The sequence below is a fragment of the Aurantiacibacter sediminis genome (genome assembly GCF_016019885.1).
In the GTDB taxonomy this organism is placed as follows: Bacteria; Pseudomonadota; Alphaproteobacteria; order Sphingomonadales; family Sphingomonadaceae; genus Alteraurantiacibacter; species Alteraurantiacibacter sediminis.
On the sequence record NZ_JAEANY010000004.1, the window covers coordinates 183,407 to 201,506 of the forward strand.

The following is an 18,100-nucleotide window of genomic DNA, read 5'->3' on the forward strand; positions in this document are numbered from 1 at the left end:
CTGAAAAGGCCTGTTTGTCGCTTGTATGACTTATCAGGCGGGTTGCAGCACGAAATAGCCCTGATCGCCCTCGCGATCGGCATTCAACGCACGCGCCTCCGCCTCGAATTCGGCGAGTTGCCTTGGCGAAAAGGGCAAGGCGTTACGCTGCCCGTCCCTGTCATGCATCGAGATGCCTTGCGCATAGGCTTCGCTCCAGGCGAGTGACCAGCCCAGCGTATCGAACCCGCTCGCCACGCACTCAAACCCATTGCTTGCGGCAAAATCTGCGAAACCTTGCGGGGAAAAAAGATAAAGGTGTCGCGGCGCATCAAGCTGCGCCCAATCCACGCCAAACCGCTCCCAGATTGCAGGCTGGAAAAGCGGCAGGCGGACAAACACTTTCCCACCGGGCACCAGCAGGCCCCGCGCCGCATGAAGCATTGCTGCCGGGTCGGCAAAATGCTCGAGCGAGTGGTGCATGGTGATGCAATCATAGCGCCCTTCATGCGTCAGCAGATCCCCACGAATCAGCTTTACACCCGATGGCGCGATGCCTGCCTTGTTGTCAGGCAGGAAAGGATCGATCCCGGTGAGGTTGCCAAAGCCAAGCTCCGCAAGCGCCTGCAGCCGCGTCCCCTCCCCGCAGCCGACATCGAGTAGGGCGCTGTCCTTGCGAAGACCTCCGATCAGCGCAGTCCAAGGCTCTGCGCCGCGGCGAATACGATCCACCGGCCCGCTACCCGTTGGATAAGCTTCCGGTCGACCTATCATCCCGGCCGTTGCCATACGTTTCAGCCAACGCTTCCATGCCGGATCGGTTCGGCGATCATTGAACGAGTAATATGCGCTGCCCGCATAGAAACGGCCAAGATCATCAGGAACTTGCCCAATCTGCAATGTCGAACAGGATTGGCAGCGGGCATAGACAAACTCTTCCCGCGTCCCGAACATCATCTCACGCGCCAGCACCGGCGCATCGAATTCCGCCGCGCCGCAAATGCGGCAGGCGTCAGGCGGTGAGAGGGACATCAATCCTCATCGGCATCCTTGCGCTTGGTCGTGTCGAAGCGCGCCTCTCCATGTTCGATACGCTTAGCGAGGAAGGCAGGTATCACAAAGGCGACGAGGATCATCGCAATGTAAGCGATACTCTCCATCACCGGAATGCTCACCACCACTTCTCCGGCTTCGCTGTAAACCCGGCGCGCTGTTCGATCGCGAGGCCGGCATTCAGCACGCCCTGTTCGTCCATCGCACGGCCGACGATCTGCAAGCCCAACGGCAGGCCGTCTTCGGTCACCGTAGCTGGAACGCTCATTGCAGGAAGACCGGCCAGCGAGGCAGGCACCGCAAACACGTCGTTCAGGTACATCGTCAGCGGATCGTCATTGAGCGAATTGAGGGGGAAGCTCGGCGTCGGCGTGGTTGGCGCGAGAATTACGTCGCATTGCTCGAAAGCCGCGTCGAAATCGCGCTGCACCAGCGTGCGCACTTTCATCGCCTGCGTGTAATAGGCATCATAGAAGCCTGCGCTGAGGACATAGGTGCCGAGCATTACGCGGCGCTTTACTTCGTCCCCGAAACCTGCGGCGCGCGTGGCGGCGTACATGTCCTGCAGGCCAGCGCCCTCGGGCAAGTCGCGCAGGCCGTAGCGCACGCCGTCATAGCGCGCGAGATTGCTCGACGCTTCGGCAGGCGCGACAATGTAATAGGCAGGCAGCGCATATTTGGTGTGTGGCAGCGAGACCTCGACGATCTCCGCGCCTGCATCGCGCAGCCACTCGGCACCCTTGTCCCAGCTGTCAAGGATCGCCTGATCGGTGCCCTCCATCCGGTATTCCTTGGGAATGCCGACTCTCTTGCCGCGCATGTCGGCGTCCAGGCCGCCGAACCAGTCCGGCACTGGCGCATCTAGGCTGGTCGAATCCTTGGGATCGAACCCGGCCATTGCGCCGAGCATGATGGCGCAATCCTCAACAGAACGCGCCATCGGGCCCGCCTGATCGAGCGAGCTGGCGAAGGCGACAACGCCCCACCGCGAGCATCGGCCATAGGTCGGCTTGATCCCGCAAATGCCGGTGAAGGCAGCAGGCTGGCGGATCGAGCCGCCAGTATCGGTGCCTGTTGCAGCAGGAGCGATGCGCGCTGCGACCGCTGCAGAAGAGCCGCCCGAGGAGCCGCCCGGGCTCATAGCGGCATTGGTGCCTTCCTTGCGCCACGGCGAAGCTACATTGCCGAAATAGGATGTCTCGTTGGAGGAGCCCATCGCGAACTGGTCGAGATTGAGCTTGCCCAGCATGCCGCAGCCCGCTTCCCACAGCTTGGCCGAAACGGTGCTTTCGTAGCGCGGGATAAACCCTTCGAGTATGTGGCTCGCGGCGGTGGTCTGCACCCCGTCGGTCGCGAACAGGTCCTTCATGCCGATCGGCACGCCCGCCATGGAGCCAAGTACCTCGCCCTTTGCTCGTGCAGCGTCCACCGCATCGGCGGCTTCAAGAGCCTTTTCGGGCGTGGTGACGATGAAGGCGTTGAGCTCGCTCGCCGCCTCGACGGCGGTGTTAAAGCTTTCCGCCACTTCGCGCGCAGAGAAATCGCCCGCAGCCACGCCATCGCGAATCTCGCGGACGCCGAAATTGGTAAAATCAGTCACTATTCGATCACCTTCGGCACGCCGTAGAAGCCGTGTTCTGCCACCGGAGCATTAGCCAGCACATCATCCTGCCGTCCACCGCCGGTCTTCGGATCGGCGTCGATCACATCGTCACGCAGGCGCAGGGCTTGCGGGATGACGGCAGTCATGGGCTCAACACCGGACGTATCGACTTCGCCCAGCTGCTCCACCCAGGTGAGGATATTGTTGAATTCGGGCACGAGGTGGTCGAGGTCTTCCTCGCCCATCTTGATGCGCGCCAATTGGGCGATTTTCGCCACTTCTTCTCGGGTAACGGACATGGCTTCGCGATAGCGAGGCGCAGGGGCCGGTTCAAGCTATTGCGTGCCCTCTTCCGCCGATCCGGGCAATTCCTCTGCCTGTGTGAGCGGCATCTGAAATGGCACGCCATCCACGAATAGGTGATCGCGCGTGACCTGGCGCACCTCGATAACGGAATCCGCGCTCACCTCGGGAGGTAATTCGGGCCTCGCCGTTTCTGCAGCGACCGCCTCCAGAGCGGGATCGTCGCCGCCCAAATTTTCGGTCGATGCCCGAAGGATATCGTAATTGCGTCCCTCGATCAGTGCAAAGCGACGGATGCCGGTCGATTCCTCGCCGAGATCGACGGCAGCGCAGGTCATGTCGCAGCGCCATGGTTCGGAGCGTATCTTGCGAAGCGCGATGGCGCGAAATTGCGGATCATCCGAGATCACCCGCAGATCGTCCGCAGCAAGAAGCGCGCCCTCGCTTTCGGTGCGGTAATACGGGCGGCTGTCCTGCTGGAGAGCGGCCTGCGCGAGGTCGGCAATGTCGCCCTCGCCTTCGGCCAATTCGTTCAGCGCCTCGCGCCCGGCCATGCCGAAATCCCAGCGTAGGGCCGTGAAATCGAACTCCTCCGCACTGACCGCGCCGCTTTGCAGCCGCGCCAACTGGTCGCGCGTCGAGATCGCTCCGAAGTCGAGGATCGGAAGCGACAGGATCAGCGCCAGTACGCAGGTCACCGCTGCCAGATACAGGTTCGCGCGGCGCAGGTAATCGCCCCATGCGGCCAAGCGCCCACGGATGAGCCCCGCCCAATATGCAATGCCATAAGCTGTCGTGATCACGACGGCGATCAGCGCCCAGATACGCTCTGGCGAAAGCCCATATTGATCGATCCGGATGCCAGTGCTGATCGCAGCGAAAATCGCTAGCGGCAGAATACAGAAGGCCAGCACAAGCGCGGCGGCCTGCATGACGACATTGCTGCTGCGCGCCTCATCATCATCGCGGATGATCGCATTTGCAAAGATGAAAGCGAACACCGCGCAGGTGAGCAGCACTGGCGTTGCACTGTCGGTCGCTTCCCAAAGCGCGCTCCCGCCCGAGGTCAGCAGGACGAAAAGAAAAATGACCAGCGCGAAAGCGAAAGGTACGGCCAGCAAAGCAAACACCAGCATGACCACACGCTGCAATGTGCCGAGCACGCCGAGCTGATTGCGCAGCACGCCCATAGCGCCGCCGAATGCTGCGCCCATGAATGCGCCTGGGAAGCCCACCGTATCGATGAGCGCTTCGATAAATTCGATGCCAACGATGCTGAACAATGCTTGCAGCAACCACAACACCAGCCAGCTGAGGCCGACAAAAGCGAATGCACCGCCCGCGCTGACGGCATCGGTCCAGACGTGGAAATGCGTTTCGGCGTAATCGGTTTGCCAGCGCTTTCGATGGCAATCGGCCTGAAACAGGGGGATGGCGAGCAGCGAAAAGAACACGCCTGCAGCGAAGGCGAATTCCGTGCCTGCCCGTGTGTCGGACCAGTCGGCGGCAAAAAAGGCGATGCCGCCCATGACAAGCCCAAGCCCGCCGACAAAGATCGCCGATTCCTTGAACCGTGAGGGGCGCAGGACGAAAGTCGCAGCGATGAACGCGAAGAAGCAGAATGCCGCGGCGGCTGAGCCGAACGCGCTTTCGCCATCGGCCTCGAGGATCAGATTGACCGCGAGGCCAGCAAGCAGGCCCAGCCCCGCCAGTACCCACGGTCGCTGCGGCCAGTCTTCCAGAAAATTCTCTTCGACGGGGAGTGCCCGCTCCATTTCAGAACCGGCCATCATGTCATCCCCCACCCGATGCGTTTACTCGGCAGTTGCCGCTTCGCCGCCCTCGGCACCCTCAGCGCCGGCGCCTTCAGCTTCCATCTGCTGCATCATCTGGATCATGGTCATGTAGCGCTGCTGCGCTTCTTCCTCAGGCATGAAATCGACAAGCGTCATGTCGAAATACAGGTCCGATCCCGGCGGGATGGGAGAGCCTTCTTGCGGTTCATCACCATACCCCAGATCGGACGGGATGAAGACCTCGTACGTGCCGCCCTTCTGCATCTGCAGCACGGCTTCCTGAAAGCCGGGGATCATCTGCGCCAGTGGCAGAGCTGCACCTTCGGGCAGAATGCCCGGCACGGGCCACTCGCCATCGGTCGACTGGTCGAAAATGGTGCCATCTTCCAGGCGGCCCGTGTAACGCACGAAGACAATATCCTCGAGCGTGGGGCTTTCGCCTTCGCCTGCCGTAATCGTATCCACGGTCACGCCCTTGGGCATGGCTGCCCAGGCGATGGCTGCGGCGAGCACGACTGCGGCGAGCACGCCGAGCCACAGCTTCAGCAGCGAACCCTTGGCGATGGGTTGCAGAGGAACACGGGTTACTTCAGCCATTCGATACGATCCTGCCAATTTCCACCGCGCAAACAAAAGGGCGCGGATTCTCTCCACGCCCCTTTGGCTTAGCTGCGATGAGCTTTCAAGCGATCTTGCCCCATAGTCGGGGAAAGCGGCTTACTTGATGCCGTCACGCTCCATACGCTTGCGCTCCAGCTTGCGGGCGCGGCGCACGGCAGCGGCCTTTTCACGGGCGCGCTTTTCGCTCGGCTTTTCGTAGTGACGACGCAGCTTCATCTCGCGATAGACGCCTTCCCGCTGCAGCTTCTTCTTGAGCGCGCGGAGGGCCTGCTCGACATTGTTATCGCGGACGATGATCTGCATAAAACTCTTGCCACCTTATCTAATTCAAAACCGATGAGAGCCCGCGGATCAGGCGCGGGGTGCACCGTATGATTTATCAACGAAAAACGCGCCGAATCCGTTCCGGAACCGGCTTTCTCGGGCGGCAGATAAGCGAATCATCGGCAAAAGGCAAGGCGCTCGCGGCATTTGCAGCAAGTTTTGGGTTCCGCAGTGAAGGGCCAGCGGCTAAGACGCTCGCCATGTCCCAAACGACTTCCCCCCTTCTCGCCTCTGCCTATGTGGCATTGGGCGGCGGCCTGGGTTCGCTCGCGCGATACCAGCTCGGCCGTTTCATGACCTCATGGTTGGGCGCGCCTGTCATCAGCGTCTTTCCCTTTGCCACGCTTGCCGTCAACACGATCGGCAGCCTACTGATGGGCCTTCTGGCCGGCTGGCTGTATCGCAGCGCGCCCGAAAATGCAGAGAGCCTGCGCCTTTTGCTGGGCGTCGGCATTCTCGGCGGGTTCACCACATTCAGCGCATTCAGCCTCGAGCTGTCATTGCTGATCGAGCGCGGGCAGATCGGCATGGCGGCGATTTACCTGATGCTTTCCATCGGGCTCGGCGTAACCGGCTTTGTCTTTGGCCTGATGGTCACGCGGCTGTTGTCATAATGGGCAAGCAAGACGCAGATCAGGTTCGCCAGTTCACCGTCGATGCCGATGATGATGGCGTGCGGCTGGACCGCTGGTTCAAGCGCCATTTGCCGCAAGTCGGCTTCGGCACCGTCAGCCGCTGGGCGCGCACCGGACAGCTGCGCGTCGATGGCAGCCGCGCGAAAGTGGATGATCGCCTTTCCGAAGGTCAGGTCCTGCGGGTTCCGCCGGGCGGTGAGGACGGCGCGCGCACAAAGCGCCAGCGCCGAGAGCTGACCGAGACAGAGATCGCCGAAGCCGAGGAAATGCTGATCACCCGCACCCGGTCGGCGCTGGTCCTCAACAAGCCTCCGGGCCTCGCCACACAGGGCGGCACCAAGACCACCAAGCATGTCGACGGATTGCTCGATGCCTTTGCAAGCGAGGACGAGCAGCGGCCCAAACTCGTCCACCGGCTGGACAAGGATACATCCGGCGTCCTGCTGGTGGCGCGCACATCTGGCAGTGCGGCTTTCTATTCCAAGCGTTTTTCCGGCCGTACCGCGAAGAAGATTTACTGGGCGCTGGTGGTCGGCGTGCCCGATATCCACGAAGGCACAATCGAGGCGCCGCTCGCCAAGCAGCCCGGCACCGGCGGCGAGAAGATGCATGTCGATATGGAAGGCGGCCAGCCAGCGAGAACGGTCTACCGCGTGGTAGAACGCGCTGGCAATGCCGCCGCCTGGGTCGAGCTGCAGCCCTTCACCGGGCGCACCCACCAACTGCGCGTCCATATGGCAGCGATCGGCCATCCGATCGTAGGAGACGGCAAATATGGCGGGCAGGATGCTTTCCTGACCGGCAGTGTAAGCCGCAAAATGCACCTCCACGCTCGCCGCCTGATTATCGACGGGCCGAAGGGCGAACAGCTCGATGTGACCGCTCCCCTGCCCGAACATTTCGCGCAGAGCATGGAGCAACTCGGCTTCGACGAAACGCTGAGCGATGCGGGCCCTGTCGCCACGCCGCCGCCCGAGCGCAGCAAGGAAGAGAAGAAGCAGGCCGCGCGCCAGCACGCCAAGCAATACCGCAAGAACCGCCGCGGCGAACGCAAGGGTCGTGGCCAGCCGGGCGGCAAGAAACGCGGAGCGAAGCCGAAGCCTCAGGGCAAGCGCAAGTGAGCGCTATCCGTCTTGCCGTATTCGACTGTGACGGTACGCTTTCCGACGGACAGGCGGGCGTGTGCAATGCGATGGATGTCGCGTTCGAGGCCGCCGGGCTCGGCACGCCGGACAGGCATTTCGTGCGGCGGATCGTCGGATTGAGCCTGCCGCAAGCCATCCGCCAGCTGGCACCGGAAGCGGACGACGATCAGCTGCTCGCGGCAGTCGAGGCCTATAAATCCGCCTTCCGCCAATCGCGCGAGGACGGTTCGCTGCGCGAGCCGCTGTATGATGGCATTCCCAACCTGCTGCGCCGCCTGCATGGCGATGGCTGGATGCTGGGCGTTGCCACCGGCAAGTCGGATCGCGGCCTCGCCAGCACGCTTTCGGCAAATGACCTGACTGACCTTTTCTCCACCCTGCACACGGCAGACCGGCATCCCTCCAAACCGCACCCGGCTATGCTGGAAGCGGCGATGGCGGATGTTCTCGCAGACCGCGGCGATACGGTGATGATTGGCGATACCGTCTTCGATATCCAGATGGCCGCTGCCGCTGGCTGCCGCGCTATCGGGGTCGACTGGGGCTATCATGAGCCGGACGAGCTGCGCGACGCGGGCGCTATCGGCGTAGCGACCACGATGGAAGAGCTGGAGGCGCTTATCAATGGCTGACAAGGCAGGTGAGGAAGCGCTGGCGAAGAAGCGCTGGATGGCCATTCAAATGCTGCGCATATCGGGCGCGATTCTGGTCGCGCTCGGCCTTGCCATAGCCAATGGTGCATTGGATTGGCCCGATTGGACTGCCTATCTGCTGATCGGGATCGGCATGTTCGATGTCTTCCTGTTCCCGATCATCCTTTCGCGCCGCTGGAGCACCAACAAAGTAAAATGAAGAAATTCTGGAAAGAGGTTTCGGTTCAGCAGTCCGACGCAGGCTGGCAGGTGACGCTTGACGGTCGCGGGATCAAGACGCAGCGCGGGGGGCAGCAGGTGGTGCCGACCCAAGCCTGCGCGCAAATGCTGGCCAAGGAATGGGCCGCGCAGGGCGACGAGGTCGATCCCAAAAGCTTCATTTTCCGCGATATGGCCGATTTCGCCATCGACATGGTTCGGCCCGATCGGGACGGCACGATTGCCAAGCTTTTGAGCTATGCCGACACCGATACGCTTACCTATCGCGCAAAACCTGATGAGCCTCTGTACCAGCGGCAGGAACAGATGTGGGAGCCGCTGGTGACCGCATTCGAAAAGCGCCACGATGTCTCTGTGCAGCGTGTGAGCGGGATCATTCATGCGCAACAGCCGGAAAAGACCATGCAGAGCGTGCGCGAGCGGCTGGAGCAGGAAGATGACTTCACGCTAGCCGCGCTGATGACGCTCGCTTCGCTTGCCGCATCCATCGTCGTGCCGCTGGCGGTTATCGATGATGAGGCAGACAGCGAGGCCATGTTTGCCGCCGCCAACGCCGAAGAGGATTGGCAGGCCGAATTATGGGGCTGGGATGCGCAGGCGGAGCAGGCGCGCAAGGCGCGACTGGAAGCCTTTGCCAGCGCCGCGCAATTTGCGAAAGCTGTGCGCGGCTAGAGCCTAATCGACCCAGTCAGCGACATCCGCAGCGATCTGGTTTGCCGCATCGTTCATCGCCGCACCCACCGCCGTCGCTTCTGCGGGAATGCCCGAAATGCGTTCTTCAAAACGGCGTGTGCGCACCTGCGCGCCGGGGGCTTCCAGCACTGCGTCATAGCGAATGAAGACGCTGCCGGTCTGCGCATCGTAATCCATCGCGGTCAGCTGTCCGGAAAGCTGCGTCTGCGCAACAAATTCCATTTCCGGGCCGCTCGCCACCAGGCGATTACCGCGCGCGCGGATCGTTTCGGCCAGTACATTGCGGAACAGGCGCGCGGGCTTTTCCACCCACCACGCATCGACAAGATAGGCGAGCGAGCTGTCGCTGGTGATCACAGGGATTCGATTGACATTAAGTCGCTGATTGACGCTGGGTACCTGCACCGCGAGCGCGTTGCTCGCCTCACCTTCGGTTCCGCTGCCTGCAGGCGCGTTGGTGGCAGGTGTCAGGGTCAGCAATTGGTCAGGCGCATCGGCACCGCCGATGCTTACACAGCCGCCCAGCAGAGTGATCGCCGCCAGGGTGGCGAGAACGGGTTTGGCAAAATTCGTCACAATCATTCTCCCGCTCAAGGTTCGTAATCGGGCAGCGACGGCCCGCTCAAAATCGAACCGGCGCCTTCGGTTTCAATACGTTCAGTGAGGCTGCGCAGGTTTTCGCTGGTCTCACGCAGATCACGCATCGTAGCCGTCGCGGCAGGCAGCGTGTCTTGCGAAAGCTGCTCGGTCAGCGGCTCGACATTGGCGAGTGTCGCTTCCAATGCTGCCGCTGCCTCGCGCGCGGAGCCCAACGTTGCGCGCAAATCCTCGGTCAGCTGAGCGCCATCGTTCTCGACCAGCGCATCGACGGAAGACAGCGTGTCTTCGAATGCCGCCAGCGTCGCTGTGGACTGGTTCAGCGTGCCCTGCAATTCCTGCAGCGTGCGCTCGATTTCGGGCGACGTGCGCGCAAGCTCTCCGCTGATGGCATCGGTATTGCGCAGAATGCCGGAAATGGAATCCTGATTGTCATCGTCAAGGACGCGGGTCAGCCGATCTGTCAGGGTCGCAAGCCGTTCCAGCAGCAGCGGCGCGCTGGCGAGGATTTCCCCCACTACGCCCGGTGCCGGCGGGATCACCGGCACGCCTTCGGGGCAATCGGTGGTTTCGCAGCTGATCAGCGGCAGATTGCTACGACCGCCGGCAAGCGAAATATTGGAGACGCCGGTGAAACTTGCAGAAACGCTCGCTTCGGTGCCGACATGGATGGGCGTACCATCGTCGATACGCAGGCGCACTTTCACGAATTCGGGATCGCGATCCCAGATGCTGATATCGAGAACTTGGCCCACTGGCACACCTGAATAGGTGACGACGGACCCTTCTGCGACGCCGCCTACCGATTGCTCGAAGAAAATGTCGTATTCCTTGTTGTTACGGTCATCGAGGCCCGCGAGCCAGATAAAGAAGAAAGCTGCGGCGGCGAGCAGCACCAGCGTGACTGCGCCGACCCAGACATGGTTTGCTCTGGTTTCCATATGCTTCGTCCTATGAACCTTCGCCCGCTGTCTTGTCTAATGCTTTCCCGCGATCGTGAGATTCTGCCGCGGCCCGGCTGCGTGGTCCGTTGAAATATTCCTGGATCCACGGATGGTCGGTTTGCAGCAATTCGGGGATTGTCCCGATGGCGATGACTTTTTTGTCTGCCAGCACCGCGACCCGGTCGCAAATCGCATAGAGCGTGTCGAGATCGTGAGTGATCAGGAACACGGTAAGGCCCAGCGTATCGGTAAGCTCGCGCAGCAACTCATCGAACTTCGCTGCCCCCACCGGATCAAGGCCCGCCGTCGGCTCATCGAGGAACAGCAACTCTGGATCGAGCGCAAGCGCCCGGGCGAGGCCGGCGCGTTTCTTCATCCCGCCTGATAGCTCGCTGGGAAACTTGGCTGCGGCATTTTCCGGCAGGCCCGTCAGCACGACTTTGTAACGCGCGATCTCGTCGAGCAATTCCTGGTCCAGCTCAGGGTAGAATTGCTTGAGCGGCACCTGCACATTCTCGGCGACGGTCAGCGTGGAAAACAGCGCGCCGCCTTGGAAGAGCACGCCCCAGCGCGAGCGGACCCCGATTTCCTCATCCGGCTCGGCTTCCACAATGTCGCGTCCAAAAACGTCGATTGCGCCTTCGGACGGACGCTGGAGGCCGATGATCGAGCGCATCAGGACGGATTTGCCTGTGCCCGACCCACCGACGATGCCGAGGATTTCTCCCTTACGCACATCCAGATCGAGATGTTCGTGCACCACGAAATTGCCAAAGGCATTGGTGAGGCCCCGAATGCGGATCGGATAATCCGTATCCTCCACATCGGGAATATTCTCCGCCGCCTCGGCGATGTGATCTGATTGGTCCTGCGCGCTCATCCGAAGCCAATCTCTGTGAAGAACACGGCGAAAAACGCATCTAGCACAATCACCATGAAAATCGCCTGCACCACGGCCATGGTGGTGCGCAGGCCGACCTCTTCGGCGTTCCCTTTCACCTGCATGCCCTGATAGCAGCCCGCGAGCGCAATAATCAGGCCGAATACGGGAGCCTTGATCATACCGATCCAGAAATCGTAAGTCGGCACGACTTCCTGCACCCGGGCGAGGAAAGTCCAGAACGGTATGCCGAGCATCATATCGGCAATCACGGCGCCCCCGATAATCGCCACGACCGAGGCGTAGAAGCCAAGCAGCGGCATCATCAGCACCGCCGCCAGTACACGTGGCAGAACCAGCGCTTCGATCGGAGAAACGCCGATGGTGCGCATCGCGTCGACTTCCTCGGTCAATTGCATGGTGCCTATCTGCGCGGCAAAGGCAGAGCCTGACCTGCCGGCCACCATGATCGCCGTCATCAGCACACCCAACTCTCGAAGGGTAATACGGCCGACCAGATTGACGGTGAACGCCTCTGCCCCGAACTGCTGCAATTGCACTGCGCCCTGCTGCGCGATGACGATGCCGATCAGGAAACTCATCAGCCCGACGATGGGCAGCGCGGTTACGCCGACAAGCTCCATCTGCCGCACCAGCGCGCGGACCCGCAAGCGGCGCGGATGCGCAATTGTACCGCCAATTGCCGCGATGATCGATCCCAGGAAGCCGATGTTGTGTGTGACGCCTTTGCCGAAATCGACGACCTTTTCGCCGACATCGGCAGTGAAATTCTTCAGCGACCTGTCACGTTCCGGCGCGATGTCGGCATCATGCGCGCATTCTTCCACCGCATCGATCAACACCAGCGCAGCTTCGCTCGCGCCGTTGATCTCCGCGCTCTTCTCCTCGGCGAAGCGGTGAACGATCCACGCACCGACCGTGTCGATCCGCTCCACGGCGGAAATATCGATCGTTTGCACCGAATCGGCGAAATCGCGCAGCGCCGGATCGAGCCGCCCGATGCCGGATACGGTCAGCGGACCGGTGATTGCCACGGTCACCCGGCCACCCCGCTCTTCCACAGTGAAATCGGCCCATTCGCGCATATTCGGCACGCTATGCGGGTAAACGTATGCGCCCGCAACACTTTACCATGTTGCCCTCGTTGAAAGAGGCTGGCAGTGGCCAATCATTATGACCCGCGAACTCGACAAAACTTTCGATCCCGCCGCGATTGAGGCGAAATGGTATTCCCATTGGGAGGAAAGCGGCGCTTTCCGGCCCGAACGTCCCGATGCAGAAGCCTTCACGCTGGTCAACCCGCCGCCCAACGTCACCGGCTCGCTCCACATCGGCCACGCGCTCGACAATACGCTGCAGGATATCGTCGTGCGGTATGAGCGGCTGCGCGGCAAGGATGCGCTGTGGGTGGTGGGCATGGACCACGCCGGGATCGCCACGCAAATGGTGGTCGAGCGCCAGCTCGAAGAGCGGCAGGACAAGCGCACCAATTATTCTCGCGAAGATTTCATCAACAAGGTGTGGGAATGGAAAGCGACAAGCGGCGGCCAGATCACCAAACAGCTGCGCCGCCTCGGCTGCTCGATGGACTGGAGCCGCGAGCAGTTCACCATGGACGATCATTTCACCAAGGCCGTGCTCAAAGTCTTCGTCGACCTGCACGAAAAGGGCCTGATCTACCGCGACAAGCGGCTGGTGAACTGGGACCCGAAGCTGAAAACCGCCATCTCCGATCTCGAAGTCGAGACCGAGAATGTCGCGGGCCATTTCTGGACTTTCATCTATCCGCTCGCCGATGGATCGGGCGACATCCGCGTGTCCACCACGCGCCCCGAAACCATGCTCGCCGATATGGCCGTGGCGGTGCATCCGGACGATGATCGCTATAAAGACCTGCTCGCACGCGGTGCGAAGGTTAAGCTGCCGATTACCGGGCGCGAGATACCCATCGTGGCGGATGAGCACGCCGATCCGGAACTGGGCAGCGGCGCGGTGAAGATCACGCCGGGCCACGATTTCAACGATTTCGACGTGGGCAAGCGCGCCGGGATTGCGCCTGCTGACATGCTCAACATGCTCGATGCGGAAGCGCGCGTGTGCCAGACGGCCGACGGGCTGGTGCCCGAAGAGCTGATCGGCATGGATCGCTTCGACGCCCGCAAACGCGTAGTCGAAATGATGAAGGAAGCGGGACATCTCGTTCCCTACATCACCAAGACCAAGAAGGGTGAGGAGCAGGAGCTCGACGCTGAGCCGCGCACCATCCCGACCCCCTTCGGCGACCGCGGCGGGGTGCCGATCGAACCCTGGCTGACCGACCAATGGTATGTCGATGCCGAAACTCTGGCCGTGAAGCCGGTCGAAGCGGTGAAGTCCGGCGAAGTTGAGATCGTACCCAAGACATGGGAGAAGACCTTCTTCAACTGGATGGAAAACATCCAGCCGTGGTGTGTGTCGCGCCAGCTTTGGTGGGGGCATCGCATTCCGGCTTGGTACGACGCTGACGGCAACGCTTACGTCGCGATGACCGAGGAAGAGGCGCAGACCGAAGCTGGCGAAGGCGTTTCACTCACACGCGACGAGGACGTCCTCGACACGTGGTTCTCCTCTGCGCTCTGGCCCTTCGCCACCCTCGGCTGGCCGGACCAGACCGATATGCTCGAAAAGCACTATCCCAACAGCCTGCTGATCAGCGGCTTCGACATCCTGTTCTTTTGGGATGCGCGCATGCTCATGGCGGGCTATTTCAACATGGGCGAACGCCCTTGGGACAGGCTCTATCTCCACGGCCTCGTGCGCGCGGCGGATGGCTCGAAGATGAGCAAGTCCAAAGGTAATGTCGTCGATCCGCTCGGCCTGATCGACCAATACGGCGCGGACGCGCTGCGCTTTTTCATGGCAGCGATGGAAAGCCAGGGCCGCGACATCAAGATGGATGAGAAGCGCGTCGAAGGTTATCGCAACTTCGCCACGAAGTTGTGGAATGCGACGCGTTTCTGCCAGTCGAACGGCATCGGCGCGAGCAGCACGATCAAGGCCCCGCAAGCACGCCTCGCCGCCAACCAGTGGATCATCGGCGAAGTGCAGCAGACGGTCGGGGCGCTCGATGCCGCCATGGCGGACCTGCGCTTCGATGCCGCGGCCAACACGATCTACCAGTTCACCTGGAGCCGTTTCTGCGACTGGTATCTGGAACTGATCAAGCCAGTGCTGCAAGGCGATGCGGATAGCCCCGCTGCCGTGGAAAGTCGCGAAGTCGCCGGATGGGCGCTCGACCAGATTTTGGTCATGCTACACCCTTTCATGCCCTTCGTAACCGAGGAACTGTGGCACGCCCAAGGTGATCGCGACTACGACCTGATCCTTGCCAAATGGCCTGATCCGCGCGCCGAAGTCTCGAAAGAGGCAACCGACGCGATCGACTGGACCATCGCCCTCACCACTGCGACGCGCGGCGCGCGCAACGAGCTCGGCATCTCGCCGGGCGAGAAGCTGGCCGCCTTCGTCGCCAATCCTTCGGCTGTAGCTCAGCGCGTGCTCGACCGCAGCTCTGCCGCCATCGAACGCCTGGCGCGCCTCACACCTGTCACCATTGGCGATGCGCCGGCGGGTGCCGCGATGCAGGTGACGGCGGGTGGGGACGTCTTCATCATCCCGCTGGAAGGCGTGATCGACATCAACGCCGAACGCGCGCGTCTGGAAAAGGCCCTCGCTGCCTCGCAAAAGGAAGCAAAGAGCCTCGAAGGCCGCCTCGGCAATGCGAACTTCGTCGAACGAGCGAAGCCGGAAGCCGTCGAAAAGGCGCGCGAGGATTTGGCGCATCACACGGCGGAGATCGCGCGGCTCGAAGGCGCGCTGGCGCGATTGGGGTGATATGACACTCGTTCTCGCCACCGACGATAGCGGCGGACCTGAGATCTTCGCTTCACTGCAGGGTGAGGGGCCGAGTGTGGGTAAGCCGGTTGCGTTCATGCGACTCTCGCGCTGCAACCTCGCCTGTGTGTGGTGCGACACGGCCTATACGTGGAATTTCGATGGCGACAATCGCCCGCATCGCTCTGGCGAGACCTTTGACCGGGCGGCCAATCAGCTGAAGCTGTCGCCTGGAGAGGCCGCCGAGCGGGTGGCGTCCATGGGGCAGGATCGGCTTGTCATTACTGGCGGTGAGCCGTTGATGCAGGCGGGAAAGCTCGCCGAGATGCTGGAGCATCTCCCCGATACCGCGGTGGAGATCGAGACCAATGGCACGGTGATGCCGCCCGCACGGCTCGATGTGCGCATCGATCAGTACAATGTCAGCCCCAAGCTGGCGCATAGCGGCAATCCGGCGGACCTCGCGCTCAAACCCGACATGCTGGATCACTGGGCGAGCGAACCGCGCGCCTTCCTCAAATTCGTCATCGCCGAGCCGGGCGATGTGGATGAGGTGCTGGCACTGGCAAAGCGCCATGACTTCGACCGCAGCCGCGTCTACCTGATGCCCGAAGGGACCGACAGCGAAACGCTAAGAGCGCGCGAGAAATGGCTCGCTCCGCTCGCTTTGAGGCACGGCTTCAGGATGACAGACCGGCTGCATATTCACCTGTATGGCGATACCAGGGGGACGTGATTGGTTTTTCGCACCGACATCCGTCGGTGCGTCCTCGCTCGACGCGCAGGCAAGCTGCGCCCGCTGCGGGCGGCCGTTCGGCCTTGCGGGCTGGTCGCCCGTACTCCGCGCAACCCATCGCATAATGTGCAAGAATCACTGACCGAAGGTCAGCGACAGCGAGCAACCGCGAAGCCCGCAGGTGCCGCGCAGGCGGACGAAGCCCGCCGGAGCGAATCGCACCGAGGACGCGGCCACGGATGTGGCCGCATGAGACAAGCAATCAAGGCAGCATCAGCTGCCTTGAGATCTCCAGCGCTGCACGGTGCGGTAGACCTTGTCTTCCTCGCCGCCGGACTGGTTCCACAGATCGACGAAGCTCGGGTCTTCGGATGCCGGACGCTTGCTCTCTTCAAGGTTGTCGAAGCTTACGCGGATCGGGATTGAGACACCCTCGCCGCAAATGATGCATTCGCGATTGCGCAGCGCGGGGATCGAGTCGAGGAAGCCGCGCGCGCCTTCGGGCATCGCCGCGCGGACGAAGTCCTGGTCGCGGTCGTTGTTGAGGCGCATCGAGATGATGGTACCGCACTGCGACAGGACGCCTTCGGCAAGGTCGGACGGGCGCTGCGTGATGAGGCCGAGGCTGATGCCGTACTTACGACCTTCCTTGGCGATGCGGCTGAGGATCGTGCCGACCGAGTTGCCATCGGCATTGCGCTCATTGGGAACGTAACGGTGCGCTTCTTCGCAGACCAGCAGGATCGGCGAAGTGCTTTCGCTGCGGCTCCAGATGGCGAAGTCGAAGGTCAGTCGGCTCAGCACGGCCACCACGGTGCTGGTGATGTCTGACGGGACACCCGACACGTCGATGATGGAGATCGGCTTGCCATCTGAAGGCATGCGGAAAATCTTGCCGATGAAATCCGCCATGGTGTCGCCAACCAGCATGCCCGAGAACATGAACTGATAGCGCGGATCGGCTTTCAGCTCGTCGATCTTGGTCTTGATACGCATGTAAGGCGCGGTGTTGGTCGCCTTATCGAGCTTGCCCATTTCATCCTGGATCATGCCGGTCAGGTCACTGAGCAGATAGGGAATGGGCGAATCGACGGTGATCTTCCCCATTGTCTCGGCCAAGCGGTTCTTCTGGCGCGCGGCGAGAAGGCACTTGGCAAGAATATCGCGGTCATTTTGCAGATCGTTGCCGCTGGATTTGAGGAGCACCTCGCAATGCTCTTCGAAATTCATCAGCCAATACGGCATCTGCAGGTTCGTCACGTCGAAGATCATGCCGGTATTGCGGAACGCCGCGGAGTACTCACCGTGCGGATCGATCATCAGGATGTGACCTTCCGGCGCAGCCTGACAAATGCGGTGAAGGATCAGCGCAGCGCTGGTCGATTTACCCGTACCTGTAGAGCCGAGCAGCGCGAAGTGCTTGCCAAGCATCGCGTCGATATACATCCCTGCGCGAATGTCGCTGGTGGGATAGACCGTGCCGATCTGGATCGCGCTGCGGCCGTCCGAGGCATAAATCTGGCGAAGATCCTCGCTGGTGGCGGGAAAAATCATCGCGCCTGGAATCGGATAGCGCGTCACACCGCGGCGGAAGCTGTGGATCTTGCCGGTGAGCTTTTCTTCCATCCCCTCGCCAAGGAAATCGATATTGGCGACAATGGAATTGCCGTCCCCGCGGCGATCCTGGCGCTGGTTGCGTACACTGGCGAGCAGCCAGCCATCATTGGTCTTGATCTTGATCTGCGAGCCGACCTGGCCGGCAAGCGCAATCGAAGGATCGGCATCGGCCATGCATTCATTGAGGCGTTGCAGGTCGAGCGCGATAGCAGAGCCAGAGCCGGCGATTTCGAGCACAACGCCGATCGGTTGCCGTGCGCATTGCACGCTTTGCGCTTCGCGTGCCTGATCTTGGCTATCGGCGCCTGCGGGCGGGGAATTGCTACTATCTACCGGAGTTGCGTTGGCAAACTGATTGGACTGCATGTCGTTCATTTGGCGGCTCACACGGCTGTTAATATGAGCCTG

General features: G+C 61.6%; 19 protein-coding genes. 7 read left to right on the forward strand and 12 right to left on the reverse strand.

The features are described 5' to 3' along the window. Positions 1-33: 33 nt before the first annotated feature. From I5L03_RS12335 to rpsU, 7 genes are all read right to left on the reverse strand, one after another. The gene (locus I5L03_RS12335) at positions 34-1,011 is read right to left on the reverse strand and encodes a class I SAM-dependent methyltransferase (protein WP_197922219.1); all 978 of its coding nucleotides are present in this window, start codon (positions 1,009-1,011) and stop codon (positions 34-36) included. Continuing rightward, the gene (locus I5L03_RS12340; RefSeq protein ID WP_197922221.1) at positions 1,011-1,154 is read right to left on the reverse strand and encodes a hypothetical protein; all 144 of its coding nucleotides are present in this window, start codon (positions 1,152-1,154) and stop codon (positions 1,011-1,013) included. The genes I5L03_RS12335 and I5L03_RS12340 overlap by 1 nt, the downstream gene beginning before the upstream one ends. Then, positions 1,151-2,632, reverse strand: coding sequence for an Asp-tRNA(Asn)/Glu-tRNA(Gln) amidotransferase subunit GatA (gatA, locus tag I5L03_RS12345; protein WP_197922229.1), 1,482 nt, complete (start codon positions 2,630-2,632; stop codon positions 1,151-1,153). Before gatA ends, I5L03_RS12340 begins: the two co-directional genes overlap by 4 nt. Continuing rightward, positions 2,632-2,934, reverse strand: coding sequence for an Asp-tRNA(Asn)/Glu-tRNA(Gln) amidotransferase subunit GatC (gatC, locus tag I5L03_RS12350; RefSeq protein ID WP_197922231.1), 303 nt, complete (start codon positions 2,932-2,934; stop codon positions 2,632-2,634). The genes gatA and gatC overlap by 1 nt, the downstream gene beginning before the upstream one ends. A gap of 36 nt (positions 2,935-2,970) precedes the next feature. Next, on the reverse strand, positions 2,971-4,731 hold the full coding sequence (locus I5L03_RS12355; protein ID WP_197922232.1) for a DUF4153 domain-containing protein: 1,761 nt from the start codon (positions 4,729-4,731) through the stop codon (positions 2,971-2,973). Positions 4,732-4,752: 21 nt separating this feature from the next. Beyond that, positions 4,753-5,331: an FKBP-type peptidyl-prolyl cis-trans isomerase gene (locus tag I5L03_RS12360; RefSeq protein ID WP_197922233.1), complete on the reverse strand. Its 579-nt coding sequence runs from the start codon at positions 5,329-5,331 to the stop codon at positions 4,753-4,755. 120 nt (positions 5,332-5,451) lie between these two features. Next, the gene (gene rpsU / locus I5L03_RS12365) at positions 5,452-5,658 is read right to left on the reverse strand and encodes a 30S ribosomal protein S21 (protein WP_176273015.1); all 207 of its coding nucleotides are present in this window, start codon (positions 5,656-5,658) and stop codon (positions 5,452-5,454) included. A 221-nt stretch (positions 5,659-5,879) separates the two neighbouring features. On the opposite strand from rpsU, the gene crcB reads away from it, so the two are divergent. Genes crcB through I5L03_RS12390 form a run of 5 tightly spaced genes read left to right on the forward strand, consistent with a single transcriptional unit; the run spans position 5,880 to position 9,003 of the window. Beyond that, on the forward strand, positions 5,880-6,293 hold the full coding sequence (gene crcB, locus I5L03_RS12370) for a fluoride efflux transporter CrcB (protein ID WP_197922234.1): 414 nt from the start codon (positions 5,880-5,882) through the stop codon (positions 6,291-6,293). Continuing rightward, the gene (locus I5L03_RS13480) at positions 6,293-7,435 is read left to right on the forward strand and encodes an RluA family pseudouridine synthase (RefSeq protein ID WP_197922235.1); all 1,143 of its coding nucleotides are present in this window, start codon (positions 6,293-6,295) and stop codon (positions 7,433-7,435) included. The genes crcB and I5L03_RS13480 overlap by 1 nt, the downstream gene beginning before the upstream one ends. A 5-nt stretch (positions 7,436-7,440) precedes the next feature. Next, on the forward strand, positions 7,441-8,091 hold the full coding sequence (locus I5L03_RS13485; protein WP_197922603.1) for an HAD-IA family hydrolase: 651 nt from the start codon (positions 7,441-7,443) through the stop codon (positions 8,089-8,091). Beyond that, a complete protein-coding gene (locus tag I5L03_RS12385; protein ID WP_197922236.1) occupies positions 8,084-8,311 on the forward strand; it encodes a hypothetical protein in 228 nt (75 codons plus the stop codon). Before I5L03_RS13485 ends, I5L03_RS12385 begins: the two co-directional genes overlap by 8 nt. After that, the gene (locus I5L03_RS12390) at positions 8,308-9,003 is read left to right on the forward strand and encodes an ATP12 family chaperone protein (protein ID WP_197922237.1); all 696 of its coding nucleotides are present in this window, start codon (positions 8,308-8,310) and stop codon (positions 9,001-9,003) included. Before I5L03_RS12385 ends, I5L03_RS12390 begins: the two co-directional genes overlap by 4 nt. Positions 9,004-9,006: 3 nt before the next feature. Here the strand turns inward: I5L03_RS12390 and I5L03_RS12395 are convergent, their stop codons facing one another. Genes I5L03_RS12395 through I5L03_RS12410 form a run of 4 tightly spaced genes read right to left on the reverse strand, consistent with a single transcriptional unit; the run spans position 9,007 to position 12,551 of the window. Then, a complete protein-coding gene (locus I5L03_RS12395) occupies positions 9,007-9,600 on the reverse strand; it encodes an ABC-type transport auxiliary lipoprotein family protein (RefSeq protein WP_325100196.1) in 594 nt (197 codons plus the stop codon). 14 nt (positions 9,601-9,614) lie between these two features. Next, on the reverse strand, positions 9,615-10,562 hold the full coding sequence (locus I5L03_RS12400; RefSeq protein ID WP_197922249.1) for an MlaD family protein: 948 nt from the start codon (positions 10,560-10,562) through the stop codon (positions 9,615-9,617). Positions 10,563-10,572: 10 nt separating this feature from the next. Beyond that, complete coding sequence (locus tag I5L03_RS12405; protein WP_197922251.1) at positions 10,573-11,445, reverse strand: ABC transporter ATP-binding protein; 873 nt, start codon at positions 11,443-11,445, stop codon at positions 10,573-10,575. Next, positions 11,442-12,551, reverse strand: a complete 1,110-nt coding sequence (locus I5L03_RS12410; RefSeq protein WP_197922253.1) for an ABC transporter permease — start codon at positions 12,549-12,551, stop codon at positions 11,442-11,444. The genes I5L03_RS12405 and I5L03_RS12410 overlap by 4 nt, the downstream gene beginning before the upstream one ends. Before the next feature lie 88 nt (positions 12,552-12,639). Between I5L03_RS12410 and I5L03_RS12415 the strand changes: the two genes are divergently transcribed. Together I5L03_RS12415 and I5L03_RS12420 are read left to right on the forward strand one after the other, a co-directional pair. Continuing rightward, a complete protein-coding gene (locus tag I5L03_RS12415) occupies positions 12,640-15,339 on the forward strand; it encodes a valine--tRNA ligase (RefSeq protein WP_197922260.1) in 2,700 nt (899 codons plus the stop codon). Position 15,340: 1 nt separating this feature from the next. Then, positions 15,341-16,075: a 7-carboxy-7-deazaguanine synthase QueE gene (locus I5L03_RS12420; RefSeq protein WP_197922262.1), complete on the forward strand. Its 735-nt coding sequence runs from the start codon at positions 15,341-15,343 to the stop codon at positions 16,073-16,075. Between the two features lie 273 nt (positions 16,076-16,348). Here the strand turns inward: I5L03_RS12420 and I5L03_RS12425 are convergent, their stop codons facing one another. Continuing rightward, complete coding sequence (locus tag I5L03_RS12425; protein ID WP_197922264.1) at positions 16,349-18,067, reverse strand: ATP-binding protein; 1,719 nt, start codon at positions 18,065-18,067, stop codon at positions 16,349-16,351. Positions 18,068-18,100 lie beyond the last annotated feature (33 nt).